General features: G+C 60.7%; 21 protein-coding genes. 11 read left to right on the forward strand and 10 right to left on the reverse strand.

The window, feature by feature from the left end; genetic code table 11:
• Positions 1-25: 25 nt before the first annotated feature.
• The gene (locus NMB39_RS08110) at positions 26-910 is read right to left on the reverse strand and encodes a DMT family transporter (protein WP_057023093.1); all 885 of its coding nucleotides are present in this window, start codon (positions 908-910) and stop codon (positions 26-28) included.
• 153 nt (positions 911-1063) lie between these two features.
• Between NMB39_RS08110 and aceK the strand changes: the two genes are divergently transcribed.
• The 5 genes from aceK to NMB39_RS08135 all read left to right on the forward strand — a co-directional run bounded on the left by aceK (position 1064) and on the right by NMB39_RS08135 (position 9249).
• Complete coding sequence (aceK, locus tag NMB39_RS08115; RefSeq protein WP_494339431.1) at positions 1064-2773, forward strand: bifunctional isocitrate dehydrogenase kinase/phosphatase; 1710 nt, start codon at positions 1064-1066, stop codon at positions 2771-2773.
• Positions 2774-2951: 178 nt separating this feature from the next.
• The gene (gene hrpA / locus NMB39_RS08120) at positions 2952-6863 is read left to right on the forward strand and encodes an ATP-dependent RNA helicase HrpA (protein ID WP_494339430.1); all 3912 of its coding nucleotides are present in this window, start codon (positions 2952-2954) and stop codon (positions 6861-6863) included.
• A gap of 299 nt (positions 6864-7162) precedes the next feature.
• Complete coding sequence (locus NMB39_RS08125; protein ID WP_494339429.1) at positions 7163-8284, forward strand: beta-ketoacyl-ACP synthase III; 1122 nt, start codon at positions 7163-7165, stop codon at positions 8282-8284.
• A gap of 123 nt (positions 8285-8407) precedes the next feature.
• The gene (locus NMB39_RS08130; protein ID WP_057023089.1) at positions 8408-9022 is read left to right on the forward strand and encodes an RNA polymerase sigma factor; all 615 of its coding nucleotides are present in this window, start codon (positions 8408-8410) and stop codon (positions 9020-9022) included.
• A complete protein-coding gene (locus NMB39_RS08135) occupies positions 9016-9249 on the forward strand; it encodes an anti-sigma factor family protein (protein ID WP_046071717.1) in 234 nt (77 codons plus the stop codon). Before NMB39_RS08130 ends, NMB39_RS08135 begins: the two co-directional genes overlap by 7 nt.
• Positions 9250-9282: 33 nt before the next feature.
• Here the strand turns inward: NMB39_RS08135 and NMB39_RS08140 are convergent, their stop codons facing one another.
• Positions 9283-10605, reverse strand: a complete 1323-nt coding sequence (locus NMB39_RS08140; RefSeq protein WP_057023088.1) for a putative porin — start codon at positions 10603-10605, stop codon at positions 9283-9285.
• 284 nt (positions 10606-10889) lie between these two features.
• On the opposite strand from NMB39_RS08140, the gene NMB39_RS08145 reads away from it, so the two are divergent.
• The gene (locus tag NMB39_RS08145) at positions 10890-12014 is read left to right on the forward strand and encodes a GNAT family N-acetyltransferase (RefSeq protein ID WP_494339428.1); all 1125 of its coding nucleotides are present in this window, start codon (positions 10890-10892) and stop codon (positions 12012-12014) included.
• Positions 12015-12024: 10 nt separating this feature from the next.
• Here NMB39_RS08145 and aqpZ read toward each other — a convergent pair whose 3' ends face one another.
• The 5 genes from aqpZ to NMB39_RS08170 all read right to left on the reverse strand — a co-directional run bounded on the left by aqpZ (position 12025) and on the right by NMB39_RS08170 (position 17125).
• On the reverse strand, positions 12025-12726 hold the full coding sequence (gene aqpZ, locus NMB39_RS08150; protein WP_057023087.1) for an aquaporin Z: 702 nt from the start codon (positions 12724-12726) through the stop codon (positions 12025-12027).
• A 175-nt stretch (positions 12727-12901) separates the two neighbouring features.
• Positions 12902-14734, reverse strand: a complete 1833-nt coding sequence (locus NMB39_RS08155) for an ABC transporter ATP-binding protein (RefSeq protein WP_494339427.1) — start codon at positions 14732-14734, stop codon at positions 12902-12904.
• An 82-nt stretch (positions 14735-14816) separates the two neighbouring features.
• On the reverse strand, positions 14817-15380 hold the full coding sequence (locus NMB39_RS08160) for a peptidylprolyl isomerase (protein WP_057011856.1): 564 nt from the start codon (positions 15378-15380) through the stop codon (positions 14817-14819).
• A gap of 3 nt (positions 15381-15383) precedes the next feature.
• Positions 15384-16187 carry an alpha/beta fold hydrolase gene (locus NMB39_RS08165; RefSeq protein ID WP_494339426.1) on the reverse strand — a complete coding sequence of 268 codons (804 nt, stop codon included), beginning with the start codon at positions 16185-16187 and terminating at the stop codon, positions 15384-15386.
• A 14-nt stretch (positions 16188-16201) separates the two neighbouring features.
• On the reverse strand, positions 16202-17125 hold the full coding sequence (locus tag NMB39_RS08170; RefSeq protein WP_046071723.1) for a LysR family transcriptional regulator: 924 nt from the start codon (positions 17123-17125) through the stop codon (positions 16202-16204).
• A 49-nt stretch (positions 17126-17174) separates the two neighbouring features.
• Between NMB39_RS08170 and NMB39_RS08175 the strand changes: the two genes are divergently transcribed.
• The 3 genes from NMB39_RS08175 (at position 17175) to NMB39_RS08185 (ending at position 19314) form a co-directional block, all read left to right on the forward strand.
• On the forward strand, positions 17175-17489 hold the full coding sequence (locus NMB39_RS08175) for a hypothetical protein (protein WP_046071724.1): 315 nt from the start codon (positions 17175-17177) through the stop codon (positions 17487-17489).
• Between the two features lie 149 nt (positions 17490-17638).
• Positions 17639-18238: an FMN-dependent NADH-azoreductase gene (locus NMB39_RS08180; RefSeq protein WP_494339425.1), complete on the forward strand. Its 600-nt coding sequence runs from the start codon at positions 17639-17641 to the stop codon at positions 18236-18238.
• A 203-nt stretch (positions 18239-18441) separates the two neighbouring features.
• Positions 18442-19314, forward strand: a complete 873-nt coding sequence (locus NMB39_RS08185) for a carboxylate/amino acid/amine transporter (RefSeq protein ID WP_057023083.1) — start codon at positions 18442-18444, stop codon at positions 19312-19314.
• Here the strand turns inward: NMB39_RS08185 and NMB39_RS08190 are convergent.
• A complete protein-coding gene (locus NMB39_RS08190) occupies positions 19268-20299 on the reverse strand; it encodes an NADP-dependent oxidoreductase (protein ID WP_057023082.1) in 1032 nt (343 codons plus the stop codon). The two genes, NMB39_RS08185 and NMB39_RS08190, sit on opposite strands and share 47 nt — an antisense overlap.
• 79 nt (positions 20300-20378) lie before the next feature.
• The gene (locus NMB39_RS08195; protein WP_057023081.1) at positions 20379-21167 is read right to left on the reverse strand and encodes an SDR family NAD(P)-dependent oxidoreductase; all 789 of its coding nucleotides are present in this window, start codon (positions 21165-21167) and stop codon (positions 20379-20381) included.
• A 126-nt stretch (positions 21168-21293) separates the two neighbouring features.
• Between NMB39_RS08195 and NMB39_RS08200 the strand changes: the two genes are divergently transcribed.
• Positions 21294-21860: a TetR/AcrR family transcriptional regulator gene (locus NMB39_RS08200; RefSeq protein WP_494339424.1), complete on the forward strand. Its 567-nt coding sequence runs from the start codon at positions 21294-21296 to the stop codon at positions 21858-21860.
• 16 nt (positions 21861-21876) lie between these two features.
• On the opposite strand, the gene NMB39_RS08205 is transcribed toward NMB39_RS08200, so the two are convergent.
• On the reverse strand, positions 21877-23169 hold the full coding sequence (locus tag NMB39_RS08205; RefSeq protein ID WP_198718908.1) for a mechanosensitive ion channel family protein: 1293 nt from the start codon (positions 23167-23169) through the stop codon (positions 21877-21879).
• A 193-nt stretch (positions 23170-23362) separates the two neighbouring features.
• On the opposite strand from NMB39_RS08205, the gene NMB39_RS08210 reads away from it, so the two are divergent.
• The gene (locus NMB39_RS08210) at positions 23363-24709 is read left to right on the forward strand and encodes a DEAD/DEAH box helicase (protein WP_034117156.1); all 1347 of its coding nucleotides are present in this window, start codon (positions 23363-23365) and stop codon (positions 24707-24709) included.
• Positions 24710-24730: the final 21 nt, after the last annotated feature.

Consider the following 24730-nt stretch of genomic DNA (forward strand, 5'->3'; position numbering starts at 1 on the left):
CCTGTAGGAGCGAGTCAGCTCGCTCCTACCCTTTTTGCGGGCGCAGCACCAACCACAACGCCCCGGCAATCAACACCCCGCCATACAGGTGGGCCATGGACAACGGCTCATCCAGCAGCAACGCGCCCCACAACACACCGAATGGCGGAATCATGAAGGTCACGGTCATCGACTTGACCGGGCCAATGGACGATAGCAAGCGGAAATACAGGATGTAGGCGAATGCCGTGCACACCAGCCCCAACCCCAGCAACGACGCCCATACCTGCCAGCCGCCCCAGCTCGCCGGTGGCTGGCTGATGGCGCTGTAGGCAAAAAACGGCAGCAAGAACAATGTAGCGCCCAGCATGCTGCCCAGGGCCGACAGGCGACTGTCCAACCCGCCGCGCTGATCCAGCCAGCGCCGCGCCAGGAAACCGGCAAAGCCATAGCAGGTGGTCGCCAGCAGGCACGCCAGTGCGCCCATCAACAATTGCAGATCAAAGGCCACCGGCCCCGCACGCGTGAGCACGGCTACGCCAAGCAGCCCCAGGGCTACCCCCGCGACTTTCGACGGTGTCAGGCGTTCGCTGAAGAACAGCCCGCCAATCAGCACGCCCATCAACGGCGTGGTGGCATTGAAGATCGCCGAATAACCCGCCGGCAATACCTGGGCCGCCACCGAGTACATGGTCGCCGGGATCCCTGAGTTGATTACGCCCAGCAGCAGTACCGTCTTGAACTTGCCCTGGAAATCCCAGCTCACGCGCATCATCGCCAGGATCACCAACAACCCCACGGCGGCAATCGACACGCGGAAAAACGCAGTCGGCACGGTGCCGATTTCCGGCGCGATGATGCGCATGAACAGGAAACTCGCGCCCCAGATGGCCGCCAGTCCCAGCAAGTAGAGGGTATCAACAGGTCTCACGGAAAACTCCTACGCCAATCAGGCGGGGAGTGTTGCCCAGCGTCTTGGTCGACACAATCTCTAAGTACCGCGGCCCATGAAAAATCTTCCTTCTCCTGCCACCGTTCACTGGCTAAGCTCTGGGCTTCCAGCTACCCGCTCGAGGTTTCCCGCATGTCGCAGCCCGCCCTCGTTATCGCCCGGATGATCCTCGACGGCTTTGATGATTACCGTGAGCACTTTCGCCTGATCACCGATGGTGCCCGCGAACGATTCGAGAAGGCGCAGTGGCAGCAGGGGCAGGCCGCCTCGGCGGCGCGTATCAACCTCTATGAAGAGAAAGTCGCCGAGGTCACCGCGCGCCTGCGAGCCAGCTGCGAAGCGGCCGCGCTGTTGGACATCGACCTGTGGCCCCAGGTGAAAGGCGCCTATATCGACCTGATCGACCTGCGCTTTGACGATGAACTGTCCGAGACCTGGTACAACTCGATCTTCTGCGGCCTGTTCAGCCATGACCTGATCAGCGACCGCTGCATGTTCATCCACACCACTCGGCCAAGCCAGCGCCGTGCAAGGGCGGCGCAAACGCGGATCTACACGCCAACCGGTAATATTGCTCAGATGCTCGCGCAGGTGTTTGCTGACTACAGTTTCAGCGAGCCCTACGCCGACCTGCCGGCAGACTTGCAACGCCTGGAAGCCCAATTGCGGGAAAACCTGCCGGATTGGGTATGCAAAGACCCGGACCTCAACGTCGAGTTGTTTTCCTCGGTGCTCTACCGCAACAAAGGTGCCTACCTGGTAGGGCGCATCTACACCCCTGACGAACAATGGCCCCTGGTCATTCCGCTGCTGCACCGCGAAGGCCGTGGCATCCAGATCGATGCGTTGATCACCGACGAAGCCGACGTGTCGATCATTTTCTCGTTCACCCGTTCCTATTTCATGGTCGATGTGCCGGTGCCCGCCGAATTCATCGGCTTTCTCAAGCGCATCCTGCCGGGCAAGCACATTGCCGAGCTATACACCTCGATCGGCTTCTACAAACACGGCAAATCCGAGTTCTACCGTGCGCTGATCAACCACCTGGCCACCACCGATGACCAGTTCATCATGGCCCCCGGCGTGCGCGGCATGGTCATGAGCGTGTTTACGCTGCCGGGCTTCAACACCGTATTCAAGATCATCAAGGACCGCTTTTCGCCGTCGAAAAACGTCAACCGCGCCACGGTGATCGAGAAGTATCGCCTGGTTAAGAGTGTCGACCGGGTCGGGCGCATGGCCGACACCCAGGAGTTCGCCGACTTTCGCTTCCCCCTGGGCAAGTTCGAGCCAGAGTGCCTGGCCGAGCTGCTGGAAGTCGCTGCCGGCACGGTCCAGGTCGAAGGCGACACGGTCCTTATCCGCCACTGCTGGACCGAACGGCGCATGACCCCGCTCAACCTCTACCTCGACAACGCCAACCCCGCCCAGGTACGCGAAGCCCTGGAAGACTACGGCCTGGCGATCAAGCAACTGGCAGCGGCGAATATCTTCCCCGGCGACATGCTGCTGAAAAACTTCGGCGTCACCCGTCACGGCCGCGTGGTGTTCTACGACTATGACGAGATTTGTTTCCTTACCGAAGCCAACTTCCGGCATATCCCGGCACCGCGCACCCCCGAGGATGAAATGGCCTCCGAGCCCTGGTACTCCATCGGCCCGCTGGACGTGTTTCCCGAGGAATTCCCGCCGTTCCTGTTTGCCGACGCCGGCCAGCGCAAGCTGTTCGACGAGCTGCATGGCGAGCTGTACAACGCCGACTACTGGAAGGGCCTGCAGGATGCGATTCGCGCCGGCAAGGTCATCGATGTGTTCCCCTATCGCAGAAAGGACCCGCTATAACGCATCCCGGTGTGGGAGGGGGCTTGCTCCCGATGGCGGTGAATCAGTCAACACTTTCATTAACTGACCCACCGTCATCGGGAGCAAGCCCCCTCCCACATGTTTGACCTGCCAGATGAGTCGCTTTTCTGCCACACTTGCCGGCCGCGCATAACATAGATGACCGTCGAAGTAGCTGATGACTGACCAAGCACCCACCATCGACCAACTGCTCAAAACCCTCGATCACGCCATGCTCGCCGACCGCCACCGCTTGCGCCGGCAGTTGCTCGAGCTGCGTAAGAAGCCCGATGAGGACAAGCTGGCGCAGTGGGTGGCGCGCATGCAAGCGTCCTGTGCCCAGGTCACGGCACGGCGCGCCAGCCTGCCGGTGATTCGCTATGACGACAGCCTGCCGATTGCCGCCAAGCGCGATGAGATCAAGGACGCGCTGCTCAAGCACCAGGTACTGATCATTGCCGGCGAGACCGGCTCGGGCAAGACCACCCAGTTGCCGAAGATCTGCCTGGAAATCGGCCGCGGCCAATACGGCCTGATCGGCCACACCCAACCGCGCCGGATTGCGGCGCGCAGTGTCGCCAGCCGTGTGGCAGAAGAGTTGGCCACGCCATTGGGCGCGTTGGTCGGCTATCAGGTGCGCTTCGAGGACCAGAGCGATTCCAACACCCTGATCAAGCTGATGACCGACGGCATCCTCTTGGCCGAAACCCAGAATGATCGTTACCTGGAACGCTACGACACGATCATCGTCGACGAAGCCCACGAACGCAGCCTGAACATCGACTTCCTGCTCGGCTACCTCAAGACCCTGCTGCCGCGTCGCCCCGACCTGAAAGTCATCATCACCTCGGCGACCATCGACCTGGAGCGCTTTTCCAAGCACTTCGATGATGCGCCGATTGTCGAGGTGTCGGGCCGTACCTTCCCGGTGGACACTTGGTATCGCCCGCTGACCCTGGAACAGGACGAAGAGGGCAACCGCGTCGAGGACGACTTGACTGTCGACCAGGCGATCCTCGCCACCCTCGATGAAATCGCCGCTTACGAGCGCAGCGAACGCCGCAGCCCCGGCGATGTGCTGGTGTTTTTGCCGGGCGAGCGTGAGATCCGCGACGCCGCCGACATGCTGCGCAAGGCCCAGCTCAAGCACACTGAGATCCTGCCGCTGTATGCGCGCCTGTCGCCGGCCGAGCAGCAGCGCATTTTCCAATCCCACCCGGGTCGGCGCGTGGTGTTGGCGACCAACGTCGCGGAAACTTCCCTGACCGTGCCGGGTATTCGCTATGTGATCGACAGCGGCACCGCGCGCATCAGCCGCTACAGCTACCGCGCTAAGGTGCAGCGCCTGCCGATCGAGGCGATCTCCCAGGCCAGCGCCAACCAGCGTAAAGGCCGTTGCGGCCGGGTCGAGCCGGGCATTTGCATTCGCTTGTACAGCGAAGAGGATTTTATCGGCCGCCCGGAATTTACCGACCCGGAAATCCTGCGCACCAACCTGGCGGCCGTGATCCTGCAGATGCTGCACCTGCGCCTGGGCGAGATCACCGATTTTCCGTTTATCGAACCGCCGGATGGCAAGGCGATCAGCGACGGTTTCAACCTGCTGCAGGAACTCTCGGCGGTGGACCGTAACAGCCAGCTCACCCCCTTGGGGCGCCAGCTCGCACGCCTGCCGGTGGACCCGCGCATGGGCCGCATGTTGCTGGAAGCGGCCAAGCTCGGCAGTTTGCAGGAAGTGCTGATTGTCGCCAGCGCCATGTCGATCCAGGACCCTCGCGAGCGCCCACCGGAACGTCAGCAAGCGGCCGACCAGGCCCATGCTCAATGGAAGGATCCGGACTCGGACTTCGCCGGGTTGGTGAACCTGTGGCGCGGTTTTGAAGAACAGCGCCAGGAACTGACCGCCAGCCCGCTGCGCAACTGGTGTCGCAAGAACTTCCTCAACTACTTGCGCCTGCGCGAGTGGCGCGACTCCCATCGCCAGTTGAGCCTGATCTGCCGCGACATGCAGCTGAACATCAATAAAGAGCCGGCGGACTTCCCCAAACTGCACAAGGCAGTGCTGTCCGGCCTGCTCAGCCAGATCGGTCAGAAGACCGAAGACGGCGATTACCTCGGTGCGCGGCAGCGGCGTTTCTGGATCCACCCCTCGTCCGGTATCGGCAAGAAGCGCCCGCAATGGCTGATGACTGCCGAGCTGGTGGAAACCACCAAGCTCTATGCGCGCATGGTGGCGAAGATCGACGCCGACTGGATCGAGCCGCTGGCCGGGCACCTGATCAAGAAAAACCACTTCGAGCCCCATTGGGAGAAGAAGCGCGGCCAGGTGGTGGCATTTGAGCAGATCACTCTGTTCGGGTTGATCATAGTCGGACGTCGGCCGGTGCATTACGGGCCGATTGACCCGGTGGTGTCCCGCGAGTTGTTTATCCGGGAAGGCCTGGTACGCGGTGAGATTCAGTCCCGCGCCAAGTGCCTGACAGCCAACCAGCGCCTGCTGGAGCAACTCGACGAATTGGAAGCCAAGGCCCGCCGTCGCGACATCCTCGCCGACGAAGAAACCCTCTACGCCTTCTACGACGCGCGCCTGCCGGCGGAGATCCACCAGACGGCCACCTTTGACAGCTGGTACAAGGTCAACAGCCAGAAAGACCCGCAATTGCTGATCATGCGCGAAGAAGACGTGCTGGCCCGTGAGGCCAGTGAAGTCACCGCCGCGCATTATCCTGACACCTTGCACCTGGGCGACCTGGCCCTGGCCTTGAGTTACCACTTCGAACCCAATCACCCCCGCGACGGCGTCACCCTGCGCGTGCCGGCGCCATTGCTGCCGGCCTTGCCGGCCGAGCGCCTGGAATGGCTGGTGCCAGGCGTGATCGAAGCCAAGTGCATCGCCCTGGTGCGTAACTTGCCCAAGGCGCTGCGCAAGAACTTCGTGCCGGTGCCGGACTTCGTCAAGGCGGCGCTGCAACGCATCGAGTTCGGCCAGGGCTCGCTGCCCCAGGCGCTGGGGCGCGAACTGCTGCGCATGACCGGTGCGCGGGTCAGCGATGAAGCCTGGGCCGAAGCGGCACAACAGGTGGAAAGCCATCTGAAGATGAACCTGGAAGTGGTCGACGGCCAGGGCAAGTTCCTTGGCGAAGGCCGCGACCTCGCCGAGCTGACCGCACGGTTTGCCGAAGCCAGCCAGGCCGCCCTGGCCGTGCCGCAGACCGCCAAAAGCCAGCAGCCGGTGGAGGCCAAGGTGTTCGCGGCAGTGGCCGAAAAGACCCAGCAAAACATCGCCGGCCTGTCGATGACGGTGTACCCGGCGCTGGTAGAAGAAAACGGTACGGTCAAGGAAGGCCGTTTCTCGACCGCCGCCGAGGCTGAGTTCCAGCATCGCCGCGCATTGCAGCGTCTGCTGATGCAGCAATTGGCCGAGCCGGCGAAATTCCTGCGCGGCAAATTGCCGGGCCTGACCGAGTTGGGCTTGATGTACCGCGAGTTGGGGCGTATCGACGCGCTGGTGGAGGACATCCTGCTGGCCAGCCTCGACACCTGCGTACTGGAGGGCGAAGCCAGCCTGCCTCGTGATGGCGCCGGCCTGGCGGCTTTGGCGGAACGCAAGCGTGGCAGCTGGACCGAACACGCCGAACGCCTGGCGCGCCTGACCCTGGACGTGCTGAAGCTGTGGCACGGCCTGCAAAAGCGCTTCAAGGGCAAGATCGACCTGGCCCAGGCGGTAGCCTTGAACGATATCAAGCAGCAACTGGGCAATCTGGTGTACCCGGGTTTTGTACGGGAAACCCCGGCGCAATGGTTCAAGGAACTGCCGCGTTTCCTCAAGGCCATCGAGCTGCGCCTGGAAAAACTGCCTGGCCAGGTGCAGAAAGACCGGGTGTGGAGCACCGAACTGGGCGGCCTGTGGGCGCAATACCAGAACCGCCTGAACAAACACACCCAGGAAGGCAAGCGCGATCCGCAGCTGGAGCTGTACCGCTGGTGGCTGGAAGAATACCGTGTCTCGTTGTTTGCCCAGCAGTTGGGCACCAAGGTGCCGATTTCCGATAAGCGCTTGAGCAAGCAGTGGAGCCAGGTAGAACCCTGAATTTCACCCAGTTTCCCGAACTGGGCAGGTCCCAAATGTGGGAGGGGGCTTGCTCCCGATAGCGGTGTGTCTGATACAAATCCAGCGGCTGGTACACCGTAATCGGGAGCAAGCCCCCTCCCACATTCAAGGTGTTTGTGTGGCCTATAGCGCCAAGTCCCCGGCATTGTGGCAAACTTCGCGGTCACAAGATTGAATAACGAATTGCCAGTTTGATGCCCGCCTGATGGACTCAAACGACTTACAGTTTGGTACGACGGTACCAATATCTTCTGCCTGACAGATCTAGAGGAACGACCGTGCATAACGTCGTCATCAGCGGCACCGGCCTGTATACCCCGGCCAACAGCATCTCCAACGAAGAGCTGGTGCAGTCTTTCAATGCCTACGTACAACAGTTCAATGCTGACAACGCTGCCGCCATCGAGCGTGGCGATGTGCAAGCGCTGACGGAGTCGAGCGCGGCATTCATCGAGAAAGCGTCCGGTATCAAGAGCCGTTTTGTGATGGACAAGGACGGCATCCTCGACCCTCAGCGTATGGCCCCACGCTTGCCCGAGCGCAGCAACGACGAATGGTCGGTGCTCTGCCAGATGGCCGTCGGCGCCGCCGAACAGGCCCTGCAACGCGCCGGCAAGACTGCCGCGGATATCGACGGCGTGATCGTCGCCTGCTCCAACCTGCAGCGCGCGTACCCGGCGATTGCTATCGAAGTCCAGGAAGCCTTGGGTATCCAGGGCTTCGGTTTCGACATGAACGTGGCGTGCTCCTCGGCCACCTTTGGCATCCAGAATGCAACCAACAGCATCCAGTTGGGCCAGGCCCGGGCGATCCTGATGGTCAACCCGGAAGTCTGCACCGGCCACCTGAACTTCCGTGACCGCGACAGTCACTTCATCTTTGGTGATGCGGCCACCGCGGTGGTCCTGGAGCGCGCTGATCTGGCGACGTCCGAGCACCAGTTCGAGGTGGTGAGCACCAAGCTGCTGACCAAGTTCTCCAACAACATCCGCAACAATTTCGGCTTCCTCAACCGCACCGCGGAAGAGGGCATCGGCGCCCCTGACAAGCTGTTCGTGCAGGAAGGCCGCAAGGTCTTCCGCGATGTCTGCCCGATGGTGGCCGAGTTGATTGGTGCACACCTGGCGGAAAACCAGCTGGACGTCACCGATGTGAAGCGCTTCTGGCTGCACCAGGCCAACCTGAGCATGAACCACCTGATCGTGAAAAAGCTGCTGGGGCGCGACGCGTCGGTGGAAGAAGCGCCGGTGATCCTCGATACTTACGCCAATACCAGCTCGGCCGGCTCGGTGATTGCGTTCCACACTTATCAGGATGACCTGCCCAAGGGCGCGGTTGCCGTACTCAGCTCCTTTGGCGCCGGGTATTCGATTGGCAGTGTGATCCTGCGCAAGCGCTGAGTGTGTGGGAGCTGGCTTGCCTGCGATGGCATCACTGTGGTGTGACTGATACACCGAGGTGTCTGCATCGCAGGCAAGCCAGCTCCCACAGGACCGGGTGTGCACTTTTAAATAGAGGTTTGAATGGCTGCAGCGGACGACGCGCACCTGCTTGAACGCTTGCTCAAGGGAGAGCAGCGGGCCTACAAGGAATTGGTCAGCACTTACCAGAACGCAATGCGCGCGGTGGCCTATGCCATTGTCGGCCAGCGCCACGCCGACGAGGTGGTGCAAGACGCCTGGCTCTCGGTGGTGCGCAACCTGGCCAGGTTCGAAGGACGCTCCAGCCTCAAGACCTGGCTGCTGACCATCACCGCCAACTCCGCCAAAGGGCGTTATAAACAGAATCGCCGGGAAGTGCTGCTCGACGATTTGCCTTCGCCCCATGGCACCATTGGTGATGAGCGATTCAGCCCGGATGACGGCCACTGGGCAGTCGCGCCTTATGCCTGGCACCAGGACACCCCGGAAGCGCTGCTGACCGAGGATGAATTGCGCGAATGCCTGGAGCACACGATTCTGAGCTTGTCCCAATTGCAGGGCAGTGTGCTGGTGCTCCGTGAACGCCAGGGATTGGAGTTGGAAGAAATCTGTAATCTTCTGAGCCTTTCACTTTCCAATGTACGTGTGCTGTTGCATCGAGCGCGGCTTAAAGTCTTCGCCACGGTGGAGCATTTTGAGGAAACGGGAGAATGTTGACCTGTAAGGAACAAGTCGCTCGCTCCAGTGATTATCTCGATGGGCAATTGACCTTTCGCGAGCGTCTGCTCGTGCGTCATCACTTGATGTTCTGCCCGAACTGCCGACGCTTTATCCGTCAGATGCGCCTGATGCAGGCGACGCTGAAGATCCTGCCGCAGGAGCCGGTAAAGGATGTCGATGCGCTGGCTGAACGATTGGCAGCCGAACGGCTGAAAGATTTGTAGGAGCGAGCAAGCCCGCTCCTACAACGGGGGGGGTTAGAACTTGGCTTCAGCATCCAACTGCAAGGTGTTGGTATTGGCATCACGCTGCGTGCGGCTGGCGTAGTCAGCCTTGGTCAGGAAGTACGTGGCGCCGAGGGCAAAGTTCTTGTCGATGTCGTAGCTGACCTTCATCTTATGGCCGCGCGAACCGGTGGTTCCGTTGGCGAAGTCCGAATCGGTGAAGGCGCCTACGACGGCATTACGTTGAACGTCGCGGTAGTTGTAGTCCAGGTTGAAACCGAACACCTTGGACTTGGCACCCAGCAACCAGGCGGTGTCCTGATCGGTCACAGCATCGTTGTTCTTCACGTACTGGCCGTAGAACGCCAGGGGCACTGCCAGGCCGCCGATATCTGCCTGGGCAAAACCTTCATACAGGCGGAATTCGTTGTTGGCCGAGTTGCCGTTGACCGCCAACGCGCAAGGCGTGGTGGTGGTTGTGCAGCGGCTGTCCTCGTCATTTTTGTAGGCGTAGACGCTGCCGCCCAAGGTCATTTTCAGGTTATCGGTAACCGAGAAACGCGTGCCCAACTGGCCGGACGTCAGGCGCAGGTCGTGGCGGAACTGCACGCCGTCGCCGTCGACGTTGTCCTTGAGGTTGTAGTTGCCCAAGCTGCCGAACAGTTCGGCGCTGCTGCCAAGAGGGTATTTGTAGGTGACGGCCAGGCCTTCCGGGTTGATGTCGCTATCCCAAATCACATCGCCCATGTTTACCCATGGCTGGAGCATCTTGCCGCCGATCACGTGCAGGTTCTTGATCTGGTCCGGGTGGTAATCGATGTAGCCCAGGTCCAGCCAGATCGATTTCTTATCGAAGTAGCCGTCTTGGTCCTGGTTGGTAGACCGTGCGTCATCGCCACCACCCGTGGCGATGCGGATGCCGGTGTCCACCTGCGGGTTGATCTCGGTGTAGGCACCCAGGCGGGCACGGATACGTTGACGGTCCTTGTCACGCCCGCCGTTGTTGGGCTCGCCATCGATCTTGATGGTTTCCTGGCGGAAGCGTACGTCACCCTTGAACTGGGTCTTGGCGGCCCAGGCCAGCTTCTGGTCGAAGCTGCTCAGCTCGTTGGTTTTTTTCGCAGTGGCCGCGATCTGCTCGTTGGTCTCTTGTTGAGCTTGCCGTGCGATCTGCTGTTCTTTCTGGTCCCTGGCCAGCTCTGCTTGCAGTTCGCTGTACTGCGCCGCAGTGATCTGGCCGTTGGCCTTGAGCATGTCGAGCAATTTAGCGTCGACTGCAGCGCTGGCCGGTAGGCTCAGGGCCAGCAACAGGCCGCCACACAGGACCGCCGCAGTTTTAGTGGAAGCAAGACGCATATCAATCTCCGAAAGTGAGGAGGGATGGCAAACCATCCAGGACACAACCGACCCATGACGGACGGAAAAAATGTCACCCGGTAGACCCAGGTGCTCTAAAAACTGGCGTCAGTATCGCGACCGTTTATGACGGAGTAGTGGCTAAGTGATTTCATCTAGATGACAAATGGGCTGAGGTTGGAACTATTTATTTCCAAGTCTGTCAGCGTGTTTTCAAGGTGTGCACGGGGTTGCGATAAGCGATACTCGCCAGGCTTTAACGCCAAGAATCAGTGAGGATGCCGATGCCGTTGCAACGCCTGGACAGCCTGTCCGAAATCGCCCCTGAGGTCTGGGACGCCCTGGTGCCGCAGGCGCAGCCGTTTGTACGGCATGGGTTCTTGAGCGCGCTGGAGGACAGCGCCAGCCTGGGGCCGCAATCGGGCTGGCAGCCGGAGCATCTGCTGCACTGGGAAGGGCAGCGCCTGGTAGCGGCATTGCCCAGCTACCGCAAATGGCATTCCTATGGCGAGTATGTGTTCGACCATGGCTGGGCCGATGCCTGTGAGCGCGCCGGTATCGACTACTACCCCAAGCTGCTGACGGCGGTGCCGTTCAGCCCCGTCAGCGGCCCACGTGTTTTGGCCGCCAATGCCGAGGACGGCTTCGAGTTGCTCAAGAGTCTGCCGGGCTACCTGGAGATCGAAGGGCTGTCCAGCGCCCATATCAATTTCACTGACGCCTTGGCCGATGAGGCCTTGGCCCTGCAGCCGGGCTGGATGCAACGCCTGGGCTGCCAGTTTCATTGGCAGAACCGCGGCTACCGCGACTTCCAGGATTTTCTCGATGCCTTGAGTTCACGCAAGCGCAAGCAGATGCGCAAGGAGCGCGAACAAGTGGCGGGGCAGGGCATTGAGTTCGAGTGGCTGCAAGGCCATGAACTGAGCGAAGCTCACTGGGATTTTGTCTATGCCTGCTACGCCAACACCTATGCAGTCCGCCGCCAATCGCCCTACCTGACCCGTGCGTTTTTCAGCCTGCTGGCCGAACGCATGCCCGAAGCGATCCGCGTGGTGCTGGCCAAACAAGGCTCGCGCCCGGTAGCCATGGCTTTCAGCCTGATCGGTGGCGACAGCTTCTACGGCCGCTACTGGGGCTGCCTGGCGGAATTCGACCGACTGCACTTCGAAACCTGTTTTTACCAGGGCATGGACTACGCCATCGCCCACGGCCTGCAACGCTTCGACGCCGGTGCCCAGGGCGAGCACAAATTGATTCGCGGGTTTGAGCCGGTGATTACGCGATCATGGCACTACCTGCGTCATCCGGGGCTCAAGAGTGCCGTGGCGGACTTTCTTGAGCGTGAACGGGTGGGCATTCTGGCGTATGCCGAAGAGGCGAGGTCAGCCCTGCCTTATCGGCAGGGCTGACCCGTTTGCCTTAAGCCCCTTCATCCTTGCCCAGCCATCGATAGGTCACGCCACCGATCACCGCGCCGAGGATCGGTGCGAGCCAGAACAACCACAACTGCTGGAGTGCCCAGCCGCCGACAATCAACGCCGGCCCCGTGCTACGGGCCGGGTTGACCGACGTGTTGGTGACCGGGATCGAGATCAGGTGGATCAGCGTCAGCGCCAGGCCAATGGCAATAGGCGCGAGGCCCGCCGGGGCACGTCGGTCGGTGGCGCCAAGAATGATCAGCACGAACATCGCTGTCATCACCAGCTCGCAGACAAAGCCTGCCGCCATTGAATAACCACCGGGTGAATGCTCGCCATAACCATTGCTTGCCAGCCCGGAGGCCAGTTCGAACCCGGGTTTGCCACTGGCGATGAAGTACAGCAGTGCGGCGGCGATGGCGCCACCGATCACTTGGGACACTATATAGGCTGGCAATTCCTTGGCCGGGAATCTGCCGCCCACCACCAGCCCCACCGAGACGGCCGGGTTAAGGTGGCAACCGCTGATATGCCCAATGGCAAATGCCATGGTCAGCACTGTGAGCCCAAAGGCCAGGGACACGCCGAGCAGGCCGATGCCGACGTTGGGGAACGCTGCGGCCAACACCGCACTCCCGCAGCCACCTAACACCAGCCAAAACGTACCCAGTCCTTCCGTTACGGAACGTTTGAACAGTGACATGAACACTTCCTTAGATTGCTCTATCTGATTAACGGTCTGTGTGGCTTCCCTGCCGCCTTAAATCAGGGCCCTCCTGGGGCCTGATTGCAGTACAGCAGGATTGTGTCGCACGACCAGCCAGATAGAGAAAGCTGTCAGAATTGTTCGGAATTGAACGGCGGTTTACCCAATAAAATCAGTCTATACCGACAAACCCTCCGGTTTGATGCTGCCATAACCGCGAATAAAGTCCGCCATGTGCCAGCAATTCGGAATGGCTGCCGCTTTCGGCGATCTGGCCTTTCTCCAGCACGACCAGGCGATCCATGCGCGCAATGGTCGACAACCGGTGTGCAATCGCAATCACCGTCTTGCCCTGCATCAGGGTTTCCAGGCTTTCCTGGATCGCGGCTTCCACTTCCGAGTCCAGCGCCGAGGTGGCTTCGTCCATGATCAGGATCGGCGCGTTCTTGAGCAGCACGCGCGCGATGGCGATACGTTGGCGCTGACCGCCGGAGAGTTTGACCCCGCGCTCACCCACATGGGCGTCCAGCCCGGTGCGGCCTTCGGAGTCCGACAGCAGTGGGATGAACTCATCGGCGCGGGCCTTGTGCACCGCGGCCCAGAGCTCTTCGTCCGTGGCGTCGGGCTTGCCGTACAGCAGGTTGTCGCGGATCGAACGGTGCAGCAACGAAGTGTCCTGGGTGATCATGCCGATCTGTTCGCGCAGGCTTTCCTGGGCGACTTCGGCGATATTCTGGCCGTCGATCAGGATGCGTCCGCCCTGCAGGTCGTAGAGGCGCAGCAGCAGGTTGACCAGGGTCGATTTGCCCGCTCCGGACGGGCCGATCAGGCCGATCTTCTCCCCGGCCTTGATCTCCAGGTTCAGGCCACCAATGATTCCGCTCTTCTTGCCGTAGTGGAAATCCACCTGTTCGAAGCGCACTTCACCCTGGGGCACGCTCAGGTGTGGGGCGTTGTCGCGGTCGATCACGGCCAGCGGCTGGGCAATGGTTTTCAGGCCGTCCTGCACCATGCCGATGTTCTCGAAGATGCCGTTGACCACCCACATGATCCAGCCGGACATGTTGACGATACGGATCACCAGGCCGGTGGCCAGGGCAATCGCGCCCACCGAGATCAGCGAGTGGGTCCACAACCACAGGGCCAGGCCGGTGGTTGTGACGATCAGCAGGCCGTTCATGGTGGTAATCGCGATGTCCATGCTGGTCACCACGCGGCTGGCCAACTGGGTTTTTTCGGTCTGTTCAATGATTGCTTCCTTGGCGTACTGCTGCTCGTATTGGGTATGGGCGAACAGTTTCAAGGTGGTGATGTTGGTGTAGCCGTCGACAATGCGGCCCATCAATTTGGAGCGTGCTTCGGAGGAAATCACCGAGCGTTCCTTCACACGCGGCACGAAGTAACGCAGTGCCAGGCTGTAGCAGATGATCCAGCTCACCAGCGGGATCATCAGGCGCCAGTCGGCCTCGGCGAACAGCACCAGGGCGCTGATGGCGTAGATCGCCACGTGCCAGATCGCATCCACCGCCGCCACGGCGGAATCGCGCAGTGAGTTACCGGTTTGCATGATGCGCTGGGCAATGCGCCCGGCGAAGTCGTTCTGGAAGAAATTAAGACTCTGCTTGAGCACGTAGCTGTGGTTCTGCCAGCGAATCAGGCTGGTCATGCCGGGGCTGATGGTCTGGTGTACCAGCAGGTCGTGCAGGGCGCCGAAAATCGGGCGCAAGAGCAGGGCGACCACGGCCATCCAGATCAGCTCGGTGCTGTGGATCTGGAAGAAATCGGCGGGCGGCGTGCCCTGGGCCAGGTCGATGATGCGGCTCAAATAGCTGAACAACGCGACTTCGATCAGCGCGCCAATCAGGCCCACCACCAGCAAGGCGGCGAAATGCGGCCACACCTGGCGCAGGTAGTAGAGATAGAAGGGCAGGACTTTATCGGGAGGCGCGGCGCTGGGCGCGTCGCGGAAAATATCGATCAGTTGTTCAAAACGACGATAGAGCATTAGGCTTGACGCCCGCCGTGCGGGCTCTCCTTTCAAATGCGCGCGCTGCCTTGTGGGCTGCGCGCGAAGCTTGCTGCTGACCTCAGTCGATGCGCTTGGCCGACTTGATCAGGACAGGATCGATTGGCACGTTCTGCATGCCTTGCTTGGTGGTGGTCTGGGAGTTGACGATGATGTCGACCACATCCATGCCCTTGACCACTTTGGCGAACACGGCGTAACCGGCATCGCGGCCCGGATCCAGGAAGGCATTGTCGGCGACGTTGATGAAGAACTGGCTGGTGGCCGAGTTCGGGTCATTGGTGCGCGCCATCGACAAGGTCCCCCGCACGTTATGCAGGCCATTGCTGGCTTCGTTCTTGATCGGCGCTTCGGTCGGTTTTTGCGACATTTGTGCAGTGAACCCGCCGCCCTGGACCATGAAGCCCGGGATCACGCGGTGGAAGATCGTATTGGTATAGAAACCCTTGTCGACATAGGCAAGGAAGTTCTTGGTGCTGATGGGTGCCTTGACCGGGTCCAGTTCGATTTCGATGTCACCGTTGGTGGTGGAGATCAATACGTGGGGCGCCTTGGCAGGTTCGGCGGCCATCAGGTTGGCAGCGAACAGAACGGAACCGGCAAAGAAGGCGATTTTTTTCAGCATGGGTCAGTGATCCTGGGTAGTGGTTTCGACGGTCTTTAGAAAATCGAGCAAGGTCGCGTTAAAGACTTCGGGTTGATCCAAGGGCGTGGCATGGCGGGAATCTTCAATGACGACCAGCCGCGCATCGGGCAGCAGTTTTACATAGATTTCTTTCTGCGCCACGGGGGTGTAGTCGTGGTCGGCGCTGATGACCAGGGTTGGACAGGTAATCTTCGAAAGTTGTTCCTGCACGCCCCAGCCCACAATCGCGTCGAAGCTGGCGAGATAAGCACGTTTGTCGTTCTTTGCCCAGCGTTCGGCCATCTTGCGCCGCAGGTCGGCTTGCGCAGGTTTGGGGAACAGCCGCTCGCCCAGGGCCTTGCCGATGGTGCTCAGGCTGAGCACGCGGGCCAGGGTCCGGCGCTTGGCCCACTGCCAATAGTCACCTGCGCTGCGCACCTTGACCTCGGGCGCGCTGTTGACGATGCACAGGCTCTTGACCCGCGTGGGTTCATCTACGGCCAGTTGGAAGGCAATCATGCCGCCCATGGATAACCCCACTACATGGGCCGCAGGCAGGCCCAGGTGGTCGATCAGGGCAATCAGATCGAAGGTGAACCCCTGGATGCTGTAGCGCTCGCGGGGGCTGTCGGAGCGGCCATGGCCGCGCACGTCGACCACGATCAGGCGATAGTGCCGGGCGAGTACCGGCACTTGCAGCTCCCAATCCTGGCTGCTTGAGCCCAGGCCATGGATCAGGATCAGCGGGTTGCCGTGGCCGTATTCCTCGTAATGCAGGCTGCAGCCTTCATGCTCGAACCAGGCCATGGATGAACTCCGTTTCAGGCTTGCAGGGGCGCGGCAAAGGGCGCGTCCAGGGGAGCGGTGTCAAAGGTGCGCAGCAGTTCCACGAGGATCTGCGTCGCCGGCCCCAGGGGTTTATCTTTGTTTGAATACAGGTAGAACGTCGGGTGGCGGCTGCCGCCCTGTGCCAAAGGCAGCTGCTTGAGCACGCCTTCGTTCAGTTCGCGCTCGACCATGTGCCGGGGCAGCCAGGCAAAACCCAGGCCGCTGCTGACGAAGGCTGCGGCGGTGGCCAGGCTGCCGACGGTCCAGCGCTGTTCGGCGCCGAGCCAGCCGACATCCCGCGGTTGCTGGCGGCCGGAGTCGCGGATCACCACTTGCATCTGGCTTTCCAGGTCCTGGAAGCTGAGTTCGCGGCCCATGCGGTGCAAGGCGTGTTCGGGATGGGCGACGGCAATGAATTCTACCGCGCTCATTTCCGTGCCCAGGTAACCGGGGATACTGAAGCCGCAAATCGCCAAGTCGGCCACACCTTCCATGAGCAGCTCTTCAACCCCCGACAGTACTTCTTCGCGCAGGCGCACGCGGCAACCGCGGCTTTGGGGCATAAACGCGGTGAGGGCGCGCACCAGGCGCGCATTGGGATAGGCAGCGTCCACCACCAGGCGCACTTCAGCTTCCCAGCCCTGTTCCATATGGTGGGCGAGATCTTCCAACTGGCTGGCGTTCTTCACCAACTGGCGGGAACGGCGCAGCAGCACTTCGCCGGCCTCGGTAAGCACCGCCTTGCGCCCGTCGATGCGCAGCAGCGGCACACCCAGTTGGTCCTGCATACGGGCCACGGTGTAGCTCACCGAGGACTGTGAACGGTGCAGCGCTTCTGCGGCCTGGGCGAAGCCGCCGTGGTCGACCACGGCTTGCAACGTGCGCCATTGATCGAGGGTAACGCGGGGCGCTTTCAAGATGAGCTCCTCTTGTCCTAAGCTGGCGGTCCTTATTGGAGACTGCCGAATGAGAAAATTCTGTTGTGTGTTGCTGGCGCTGCTGCCGATGAGCGCGTTTGCCTACCCCATCGACGTGACTAAAAAGATCAACGGCGTAAGCGTGGACTACACCGCATCCGATGTGGACGCCGACATCAGTTCGATCCAGTTGAGTAACTACGGCACCAACGATGCGTTGTGTTCGGTAATCTTCACCAACGGCCCGGAATCGCCGCGCCGTCGCACTGTGACCGTACCCGCCGGCAAAAGCACCAACACCACGGCCAAGTTCAACCGCGCGATTATCAAAATGCGTATTGCCTTGGACTGCGCTCCAAAATAAAGCAGCGGAGCATGCCAGACAGGAATACTCCGCTTAACAACAAATTTCTAGATGGGTTATAGCAGTTTTTTGCGCTTTTTTATCGAATAGGCCCTGGTTAACCTTCGCTCCATCGACTTACAGCAATTACCGATGGAGCCTACCAAGCCATGTCCAATGTCCTGATCATCGAAAGCAGTGCACGCCAGCAGGATTCAATCTCCCACCAGCTCACCCAACAGTTCATCGGCCAATGGCAAGCAGCCCATCCGGCGGATCGCATCACCCTGCGTGACGTGGCGCGCAATCCCGTTCCCCACTTGGACGCCAACCTGCTGGGTGGGTGGATGAAACCCGCCGAGCAGCGCAACGACGATGAACAGGTGTCCCTGGACCGTTCCAATGAATTGACTGACGAGCTGCTGGCTGCCGATGTATTGGTGATGGCTGCGCCGATGTACAACTTTTCCATCCCCAGCACCCTTAAAGCCTGGCTGGATCATGTGTTGCGGGCCGGTGTGACTTTCAAGTACACCGCCACCGGGCCACAGGGTTTGTTGACCGGCAAGCGTGCCATCGTACTCACTGCTCGTGGCGGCATTCACGCCGGCGCCACCTCGGATCACCAGGAGCCGTACCTGCGCCAGGTCATGGCTTTTATCGGCATCCACGACGTGACCTTCATTCACGCCGAAGGGGTGAACCTGGGGGCGGGCTTCCAGGAGAAGGGCGTCAATCAGGCTAAAGCACTGTTGGCGCAGGTTGCTTGAAGCGTTAATCGCCAGATAATCCCGCGCTGTTTATATAGCCCCACGCAAACCCTTCAAGTACGCGTATCGAACCTCCCTTTGCACTTGTAGCTCCTGAGTGCTCCTGCCCGACTGCCGCTTCAGCGAGGTCGGGTTTTTTTTGCGCCGAGTTTCTTCAAACCGCGAAAAGCTTTAATGTCGCGACCATTCGAAATGAGGCGCGCATGGGCTATCTACTGGTTGTCACCCTGATTCAGGCATTTTCCTTCAGCTTGATCGGCGAATACCTCGCCGGTCACGTCGACAGCTACTTTGCGGTGCTGGTGCGCGTGCTGCTGGCGGGGCTGATTTTTATCCCGCTGACCCGCTGGCGCTCGGTGGAGCCGGCGTTCATGCGCGGCATGCTGGTGATCGGTGCATTGCAGTTCGGTGTGACCTATGTGTGCCTGTACCTGAGCTTTCGCGTGCTGACGGTGCCGGAAGTGCTGCTGTTCACCATCCTCACTCCGTTGCACGTGACCCTGATCGAAGACGCGCTTAATCGCCGTTTCAACCCTTGGGCGCTGGTCGCAGCCTTGGTGGCGGTGAGCGGTGCGGCAGTGATTCGTTTTGATCAGATCACGCCCCACTTCCTGATGGGGTTCTTGCTGTTGCAGCTGGCCAACTTCACCTATGCGGCCGGGCAAGTCATGTACAAGCACCTGGTGGCGCGTTATCCGAGTGACCAACCGCATTTCCGGCGTTTCGGTTATTTCTACCTGGGCGCCCTGCTGGTGGTGTTGCCCGCATTCCTGCTGTTCGGCAAGGCTGATTTCCTGCCGCAAGCGTCGCTGCAATGGGGCGTGCTGGTGTTCCTGGGAGTGGTCAGCACCGCGCTGGGAATGTACTGGTGGAACAAGGGCGCCTGCCTGGTCAATGGCGGCACCCTGGCGGTGATGAACAACTTGCATGTGCCGGTGGGGCTGCTGCTGAACCTGCTGATCTGGAACCAGCACGAGCCGCTGGGTCGTTTGGCCTTGGGCGGCCTGGTGATTCTGGCGGCGGTGTGGATCAGCCGGCTGGGTGTGCGTCAGGCGGTATCGTCTCCTTTATCGTGATCACGACTTTGCCTTTGGCCCGGCCTTGTTCGACATAACTCAAGGCCTCGGCCGTCGACTCGAAAGGGAAGGTACGGTCGATCACCGGCTTGATAATGCCGGACTCAACCAGCGCGGTGAGTTCATCCAGTTGGGCACCGCTGGCGCGCATGAAGACGAAGTCATAACGGACGTTTTTTCTGCGCGCTTTGCGGCGAATGCCACTGCTCAAGACACCCATGACCAAGCCCAATCCCCACGACAGGTTTTGCTCGCGAGCGAATGCCGGCGTCGGTGGCCCTGAGATGGAGATGAGCTGGCCGCCCGGCTTGAGAATGTCGAGTGACTTTGCCAGCGCATCCGGGCCGAGGCTGTTCATGACCACGTCGTAGTCTTTGAGTACGGTTTCGAAGTCTTGCTGCTTGTAGTCGATCACCACATCCGCGCCCAGCGCCTTGACCCACTCGACGTTGGCGGTACTGGTGGTCGTGGCGACAAAAGCGCCCAAATGCCTGGCGAGCTGGATGGCGATACTGCCGACACCACCGGAGCCGGCGTGAATGAAGACCTTCTGGCCTTTTTTCAGCCTCGCCGTTTCAACCAACACCTGCCACGCCGTCAGCGCGACCAGGGGCAGGGAGGCGGCTTGCTCCATCGTGATGTTTGCAGGTTTGCGTGCCACTGCGTCTTCGCATGCCGCAATCAGCTCGGCGAACGTGCCGATGCGCTGCTGGGGAGGGCGAGCATAGACTTCGTCACCTGGCTTGAAGCGTCGTACCGCCGACCCCACGCTGAGCACCACACCGGCCAAGTCATTGCCCAGTGTCAACGGCAACGCATACGGCAGGATCAGTTTGAATTCGCCTTTGGCGATTTTTGCATCCAGCACATTGACGCTGCTGGCATGCACTTGAACCAGCACGTCATGTTCACCCACCGCAGGTGCCGGGACTTCGGTGATGCGGCCTGTGTGCTTGCCGTAACGCTCGATTGAAAATGCCTTCATGGTTCAACGCTCATGGCTTGGACGGGAAGGGCAGGCGCCTATGCATCGCAGTAGCACAGCACGCCTGCAAAAGGGTTGATCAGGCTTTGACCAAGTAGCGTTCGGCTACCTCGGACTGCTTGATCTGCGCCAGCAAGCCTTGTCGCGCTGCCTGCAAGGCATCCCAGCGTGCGCCATCCTGCAACGGCGGGATAGTCACGGGCTCGCGCTGGTCAAAGCCGATCAGCGCCGCATCGACCAGGTCACCTACCTCCATCACGTCTGTGAGGGTATTGATGTCAATGCCAGCCCGCTCCCAGATCTCGGTACGCGTGGCCGCCGGCAGCACGGCTTGTACGTAGACGCCTTTGGGAGCCAGCTCAAGGCTCATACCCTGGGACAGGAACAGTACGAACGCCTTGGTGGCGCCATACACCGTCATGCCGAACTCCGGCGCCAGGCCCACTACCGAGCCTATGTTGATGATAGCGCCGTCACCTGCCGCCGCCAGGCGCGGGGCAATGGCACTGGCAAGTCGCACCAGCGCCGTGGTGTTGAGCGCAACCAACTGAGCGACGCTGTCGCTGGACTGTTCAATAAAGCTGCCGGACTGCGCGGCCCCGGCATTATTCACCAGCGTGCCAATGCTGGCGTCCTCGCGCAGGCGCGCTTCAACCGCTGCCAGGTCAGCGCTTTGAGTCAGGTCGGCGGGGAGGATGTCAATGGTGATGGCGTGCTGTTGGCGCAGGCGGGCGGCGAGCGCTTCCAGGCGCTGGATGTCACGGGCGACCAATACAAGATTGTGGCCGCGCTGGGCAAAACGCTCGGCGTAGGCGGCGCCAATGCCGGTCGAGGCGCCAGTGATGAGAACGGTAGTGGAAGTGCTCATGGTGTGATGCTCTGTGGATGCGATGAGGTTTTATGATGTCGATCATAATCAAAGCTGTCAACGGTTTTGATTACGATCAACATCATAGTAAGATGTTTGTATCGCAAGGCAGCAGGAGCGCAAAAAATGAAGATCACCAAGACGCAATCACAGAGCAATCGAGCGCATATCGTCGCGACGGCTTCCGAGCTGTTTCGTGAACGCGGTTTCGATGGTGTGGGTGTGGCCGAACTGATGGCTGCCGCCGGTTTCACCCAGGGCGGCTTCTACAAGCATTTCGGCTCCAAGGCGGATTTGATGGCGGAAGCGGCCGCCAACAGCCTGGCGCAGTCGCTTGCCGACAGCGCACACCTGGAGGTGGAGCAGTTTTTCGAGGTGTACCTGTCCAGGCAGCACCGCGACCACCGCGGCGGCGGATGCACCTTGGCGGCGTTGTGTGCAGATGCTGCGCGTCAATCGGACACGCTCAAGGAGACCTTCGCCAACGGGTTGGAAAACACGCTGCAGGCCCTGGAGGCAAAGTTCAACGCGGCGCAGGACGAACCACAGGAAGACGTGCGCGCGAAAATGCTCAACAGGATGGCCCACGCCATCGGTGCCATCATGTTGTCGCGGGCGTGCCCGGATGATTCCGCCCTGGCCGATGAAGTGCTTGAGGTGTGCCGCAAGGAGATTACGACATCACTGCCGTAATCTCGTTCGGATCACATTACGCCGTTTCGACGTTGGACACCTGGGTGGCTCCGGCCAAGGCGGGCAATACGCCTGCGCGCAGGTCATTGCCGCTCGGTTGCTGATACAGGCTCAACCCGAACTCCGGCAACACCGCCAACAGATAATCAAAGATATCCCCCTGGATCCGCTCGTAATCCGCCCACGCTGTGGTACGGGTAAAGCAGTAGATCTCCAGCGGCACGCCTTGGGCGGTGGTTTGCATCTGGCGCACCATGCAGGTCATGTTCGGCTGGATGTCCGGGTGGCTTTGCAGGTAGGCCAAGGCATAGGCGCGGAAGGTGCCGAGGTTGGTCATGCGCCGGCGGTTGGCCGAGAGTTGCGCGCTGTGGCCCTGGGCTTCGTTCCAGGCCTTGAGCTCGGCCTGCTTGCGTCCGATGTAGCCGGTGAGCAGGTGCACCTGGGTCATGCGCACTTCTTCGTCATCGCGTAAAAAGCGTACGCCGCTGGCGTCGATATACAGGCTGCGCTTGATGCGCCGCCCACCAGAAGCCTGCATGCCTCGCCAGTTCTTGAACGACTCGGACATCAGGCGCCAGGTGGGGATGGAGACGATGGTCTTGTCGAAATTCTGCACCTTGACCGTGTGCAGGGTGATATCCACTACATCACCGTCGGCGCCGACCTGGGGCATTTCGATCCAGTCGCCGACCCGCAGCATGTCGTTGCTGGTCAACTGCACACTGGCGACGAACGACAGCAGAGTGTCCTTGTACACCAACAGGATCACCGCCGACATGGCACCCAGGCCTGACAGCAACAGCAGCGGCGAACGGTCGATCAGGGTGGCGACGATGATGATCGCGCCAAACACGAACAACACCATCTTCGCCAATTGTACATAGCCCTTGATCGAGCGGGTGCGCGCGTGTTCGGTGCGGGCGTAGATGTCCAGCAGGGCATTGAGCAGCGCGCTCATGGCCAGCACCAGGAACAGAATGGTGATCGCCAGGGCCACATTGCCGATAAACAGGATGGCGGTCTTGCTCAGGCCCGGCACCAGGTACAGGCCGAACTGAATCACCAGGGACGGCGTCATCTGCGCCAGGCGATGGAAGACCTTGTTGTGCAGCAGGTCGTTGAGCCAGTGCAGGGCCGGCTGCCGACCCAGTAACTTGATGGCGTGGATGATCAGGTAGCGCGCTACCCGTCCGAGCAGCAGGGCCACCACCAGCAACACCAGCAAGCCGAGGCCGGCGTGCAGCAGCGGATGTTCATCGAGGGTGCCCCAGAGGTCCTGGGCGTTGAGCCAGAGCTGTTTGATATCCATGAATGAAACCGATTCTTCTGTAAGGCGAGACGGGGGGATTAGAGCATTTAAGTGCAACAAAGTTGACGTTCTAGACAAATGCGCTGACAAAAAAGCAGCTGATTAGCACCGTTCGCGTAAAGAAACTCGGTTTGGACGCGCGAAACCGGTAACCTATACCGCTGATATTTTGTATTTCTTCGAGGTAGCACCCGTGTTTTCCCAATTCGCCCTGCACGAACGCCTGCTCAAAGCCGTGGCCGAGCTTAAATTTGTCGAGCCTACGCCTGTGCAAGCAGCGGCCATCCCGCTCGCGCTCCAGGGGCGTGACCTGCGGGTGACGGCTCAAACCGGCAGCGGCAAGACCGCTGCTTTTGTCTTGCCGATCCTGCACCGCCTGATCGGCCCGGCCAAAGTCCGTGTGAGCATCAAGACCTTGATCCTGCTGCCGACCCGCGAGTTGGCCCAGCAGACCTTGAAGGAAGTGGAGCGTTTCTCGCAGTTCACCTTCATCAAGTCCGGCCTGATCACCGGTGGCGAAGACTTCAAGGTCCAGGCCGCCATGCTGCGCAAGGTGCCGGACATCCTGATCGGCACTCCGGGGCGCATGATCGAGCAACTCAATGCCGGTAACCTTGATCTCAAGGAAGTCGAAGTGCTGGTGCTCGACGAAGCCGACCGCATGCTCGACATGGGCTTCGCCGATGACGTGCAGCGCCTGGTGGCCGAGTGCGTCAATCGCCAGCAGACCATGCTGTTCTCTGCTACCACTGGCGGTTCGACCCTGCGCGACATGGTCGCCAAGGTCCTGAACAACCCTGAGCACCTGCAGGTCAACAACGTCAGCGATCTCAACGCGACCACGCGCCAGCAGATCGTCACCGCCGACCACAACGTGCACAAAGAGCAGATCCTCAACTGGCTGTTGGCCAACGAGACCTACCAGAAGGCCATCGTGTTTACCAACACCCGGGCCGCGGCTGACCGCATCTACGGTCGCCTGGTTGCGCAGGACTACAAGGCGTTCGTGCTGCACGGCGAGAAAGACCAGAAGGACCGCAAGTTGGCCATCGACCGCCTCAAGGCTGGCGGCGTGAAGATTCTGGTGGCCACCGACGTCGCCGCCCGCGGCCTGGACGTGGACGGCCTGGACATGGTGATCAACTTCGACATGCCCCGCAGCGGCGACGAATACGTACACCGTATTGGCCGAACCGGACGTGCCGGCAACGACGGCCTGGCGATCTCGCTGATCTGCCACGGCGACTGGAACCTGATGTCGAGCATCGAGCGCTACCTCAAGCAGTCGTTCGAGCGCCGCACCATCAAGGAAGTCAAAGGCACCTACACCGGGCCGAAGAAGGTCAAGGCGTCGGGCAAGGCCGTTGGCGTGAAGAAGAAAAAGACCGATGCCAAGGGTGACAAGAAAAAGGCCGGCGCCAAATCGCCGACCAAGCGCAAGATCGCCAACCGGCCGAAGACCGACAACCTGTCGCTGGTCAGCAAGGACGGCATGGCGCCGCTCAAGCGCCGCAAGCCAGAAGCACCGGCTGCCGAATAAGCAGTTGGGCAAAAAAACCGG

It is taken from the genome of Pseudomonas sp. FBCC-B545, assembly GCF_059134095.1.

Bases quoted from the DNA above. Each gene is read 5' to 3' on its own strand.
- aceK (WP_494339431.1), top strand. From the start codon at position 1,064: ATGTCGCAGCCCGCCCTCGTTATCGCCCGGATGATCCTCGACGGCTTT.
- hrpA (WP_494339430.1), top strand. From the start codon at position 2,952: ATGACTGACCAAGCACCCACCATCGACCAACTGCTCAAAACCCTCGAT.
- NMB39_RS08130 (WP_057023089.1), top strand. From the start codon at position 8,408: ATGGCTGCAGCGGACGACGCGCACCTGCTTGAACGCTTGCTCAAGGGA.
- NMB39_RS08135 (WP_046071717.1), top strand. From the start codon at position 9,016: ATGTTGACCTGTAAGGAACAAGTCGCTCGCTCCAGTGATTATCTCGAT.
- NMB39_RS08140 (WP_057023088.1), bottom strand. From the start codon at position 10,605: ATGCGTCTTGCTTCCACTAAAACTGCGGCGGTCCTGTGTGGCGGCCTG.
- NMB39_RS08145 (WP_494339428.1), top strand. From the start codon at position 10,890: ATGCCGTTGCAACGCCTGGACAGCCTGTCCGAAATCGCCCCTGAGGTC.
- aqpZ (WP_057023087.1), bottom strand. From the start codon at position 12,726: ATGTCACTGTTCAAACGTTCCGTAACGGAAGGACTGGGTACGTTTTGG.
- NMB39_RS08155 (WP_494339427.1), bottom strand. From the start codon at position 14,734: ATGCTCTATCGTCGTTTTGAACAACTGATCGATATTTTCCGCGACGCG.
- NMB39_RS08160 (WP_057011856.1), bottom strand. From the start codon at position 15,380: ATGCTGAAAAAAATCGCCTTCTTTGCCGGTTCCGTTCTGTTCGCTGCC.
- NMB39_RS08165 (WP_494339426.1), bottom strand. From the start codon at position 16,187: ATGGCCTGGTTCGAGCATGAAGGCTGCAGCCTGCATTACGAGGAATAC.
- NMB39_RS08175 (WP_046071724.1), top strand. From the start codon at position 17,175: ATGAGAAAATTCTGTTGTGTGTTGCTGGCGCTGCTGCCGATGAGCGCG.
- NMB39_RS08180 (WP_494339425.1), top strand. From the start codon at position 17,639: ATGTCCAATGTCCTGATCATCGAAAGCAGTGCACGCCAGCAGGATTCA.
- NMB39_RS08185 (WP_057023083.1), top strand. From the start codon at position 18,442: ATGGGCTATCTACTGGTTGTCACCCTGATTCAGGCATTTTCCTTCAGC.
- NMB39_RS08190 (WP_057023082.1), bottom strand. From the start codon at position 20,299: ATGAAGGCATTTTCAATCGAGCGTTACGGCAAGCACACAGGCCGCATC.
- NMB39_RS08195 (WP_057023081.1), bottom strand. From the start codon at position 21,167: ATGAGCACTTCCACTACCGTTCTCATCACTGGCGCCTCGACCGGCATT.
- NMB39_RS08200 (WP_494339424.1), top strand. From the start codon at position 21,294: ATGAAGATCACCAAGACGCAATCACAGAGCAATCGAGCGCATATCGTC.
- NMB39_RS08205 (WP_198718908.1), bottom strand. From the start codon at position 23,169: ATGGATATCAAACAGCTCTGGCTCAACGCCCAGGACCTCTGGGGCACC.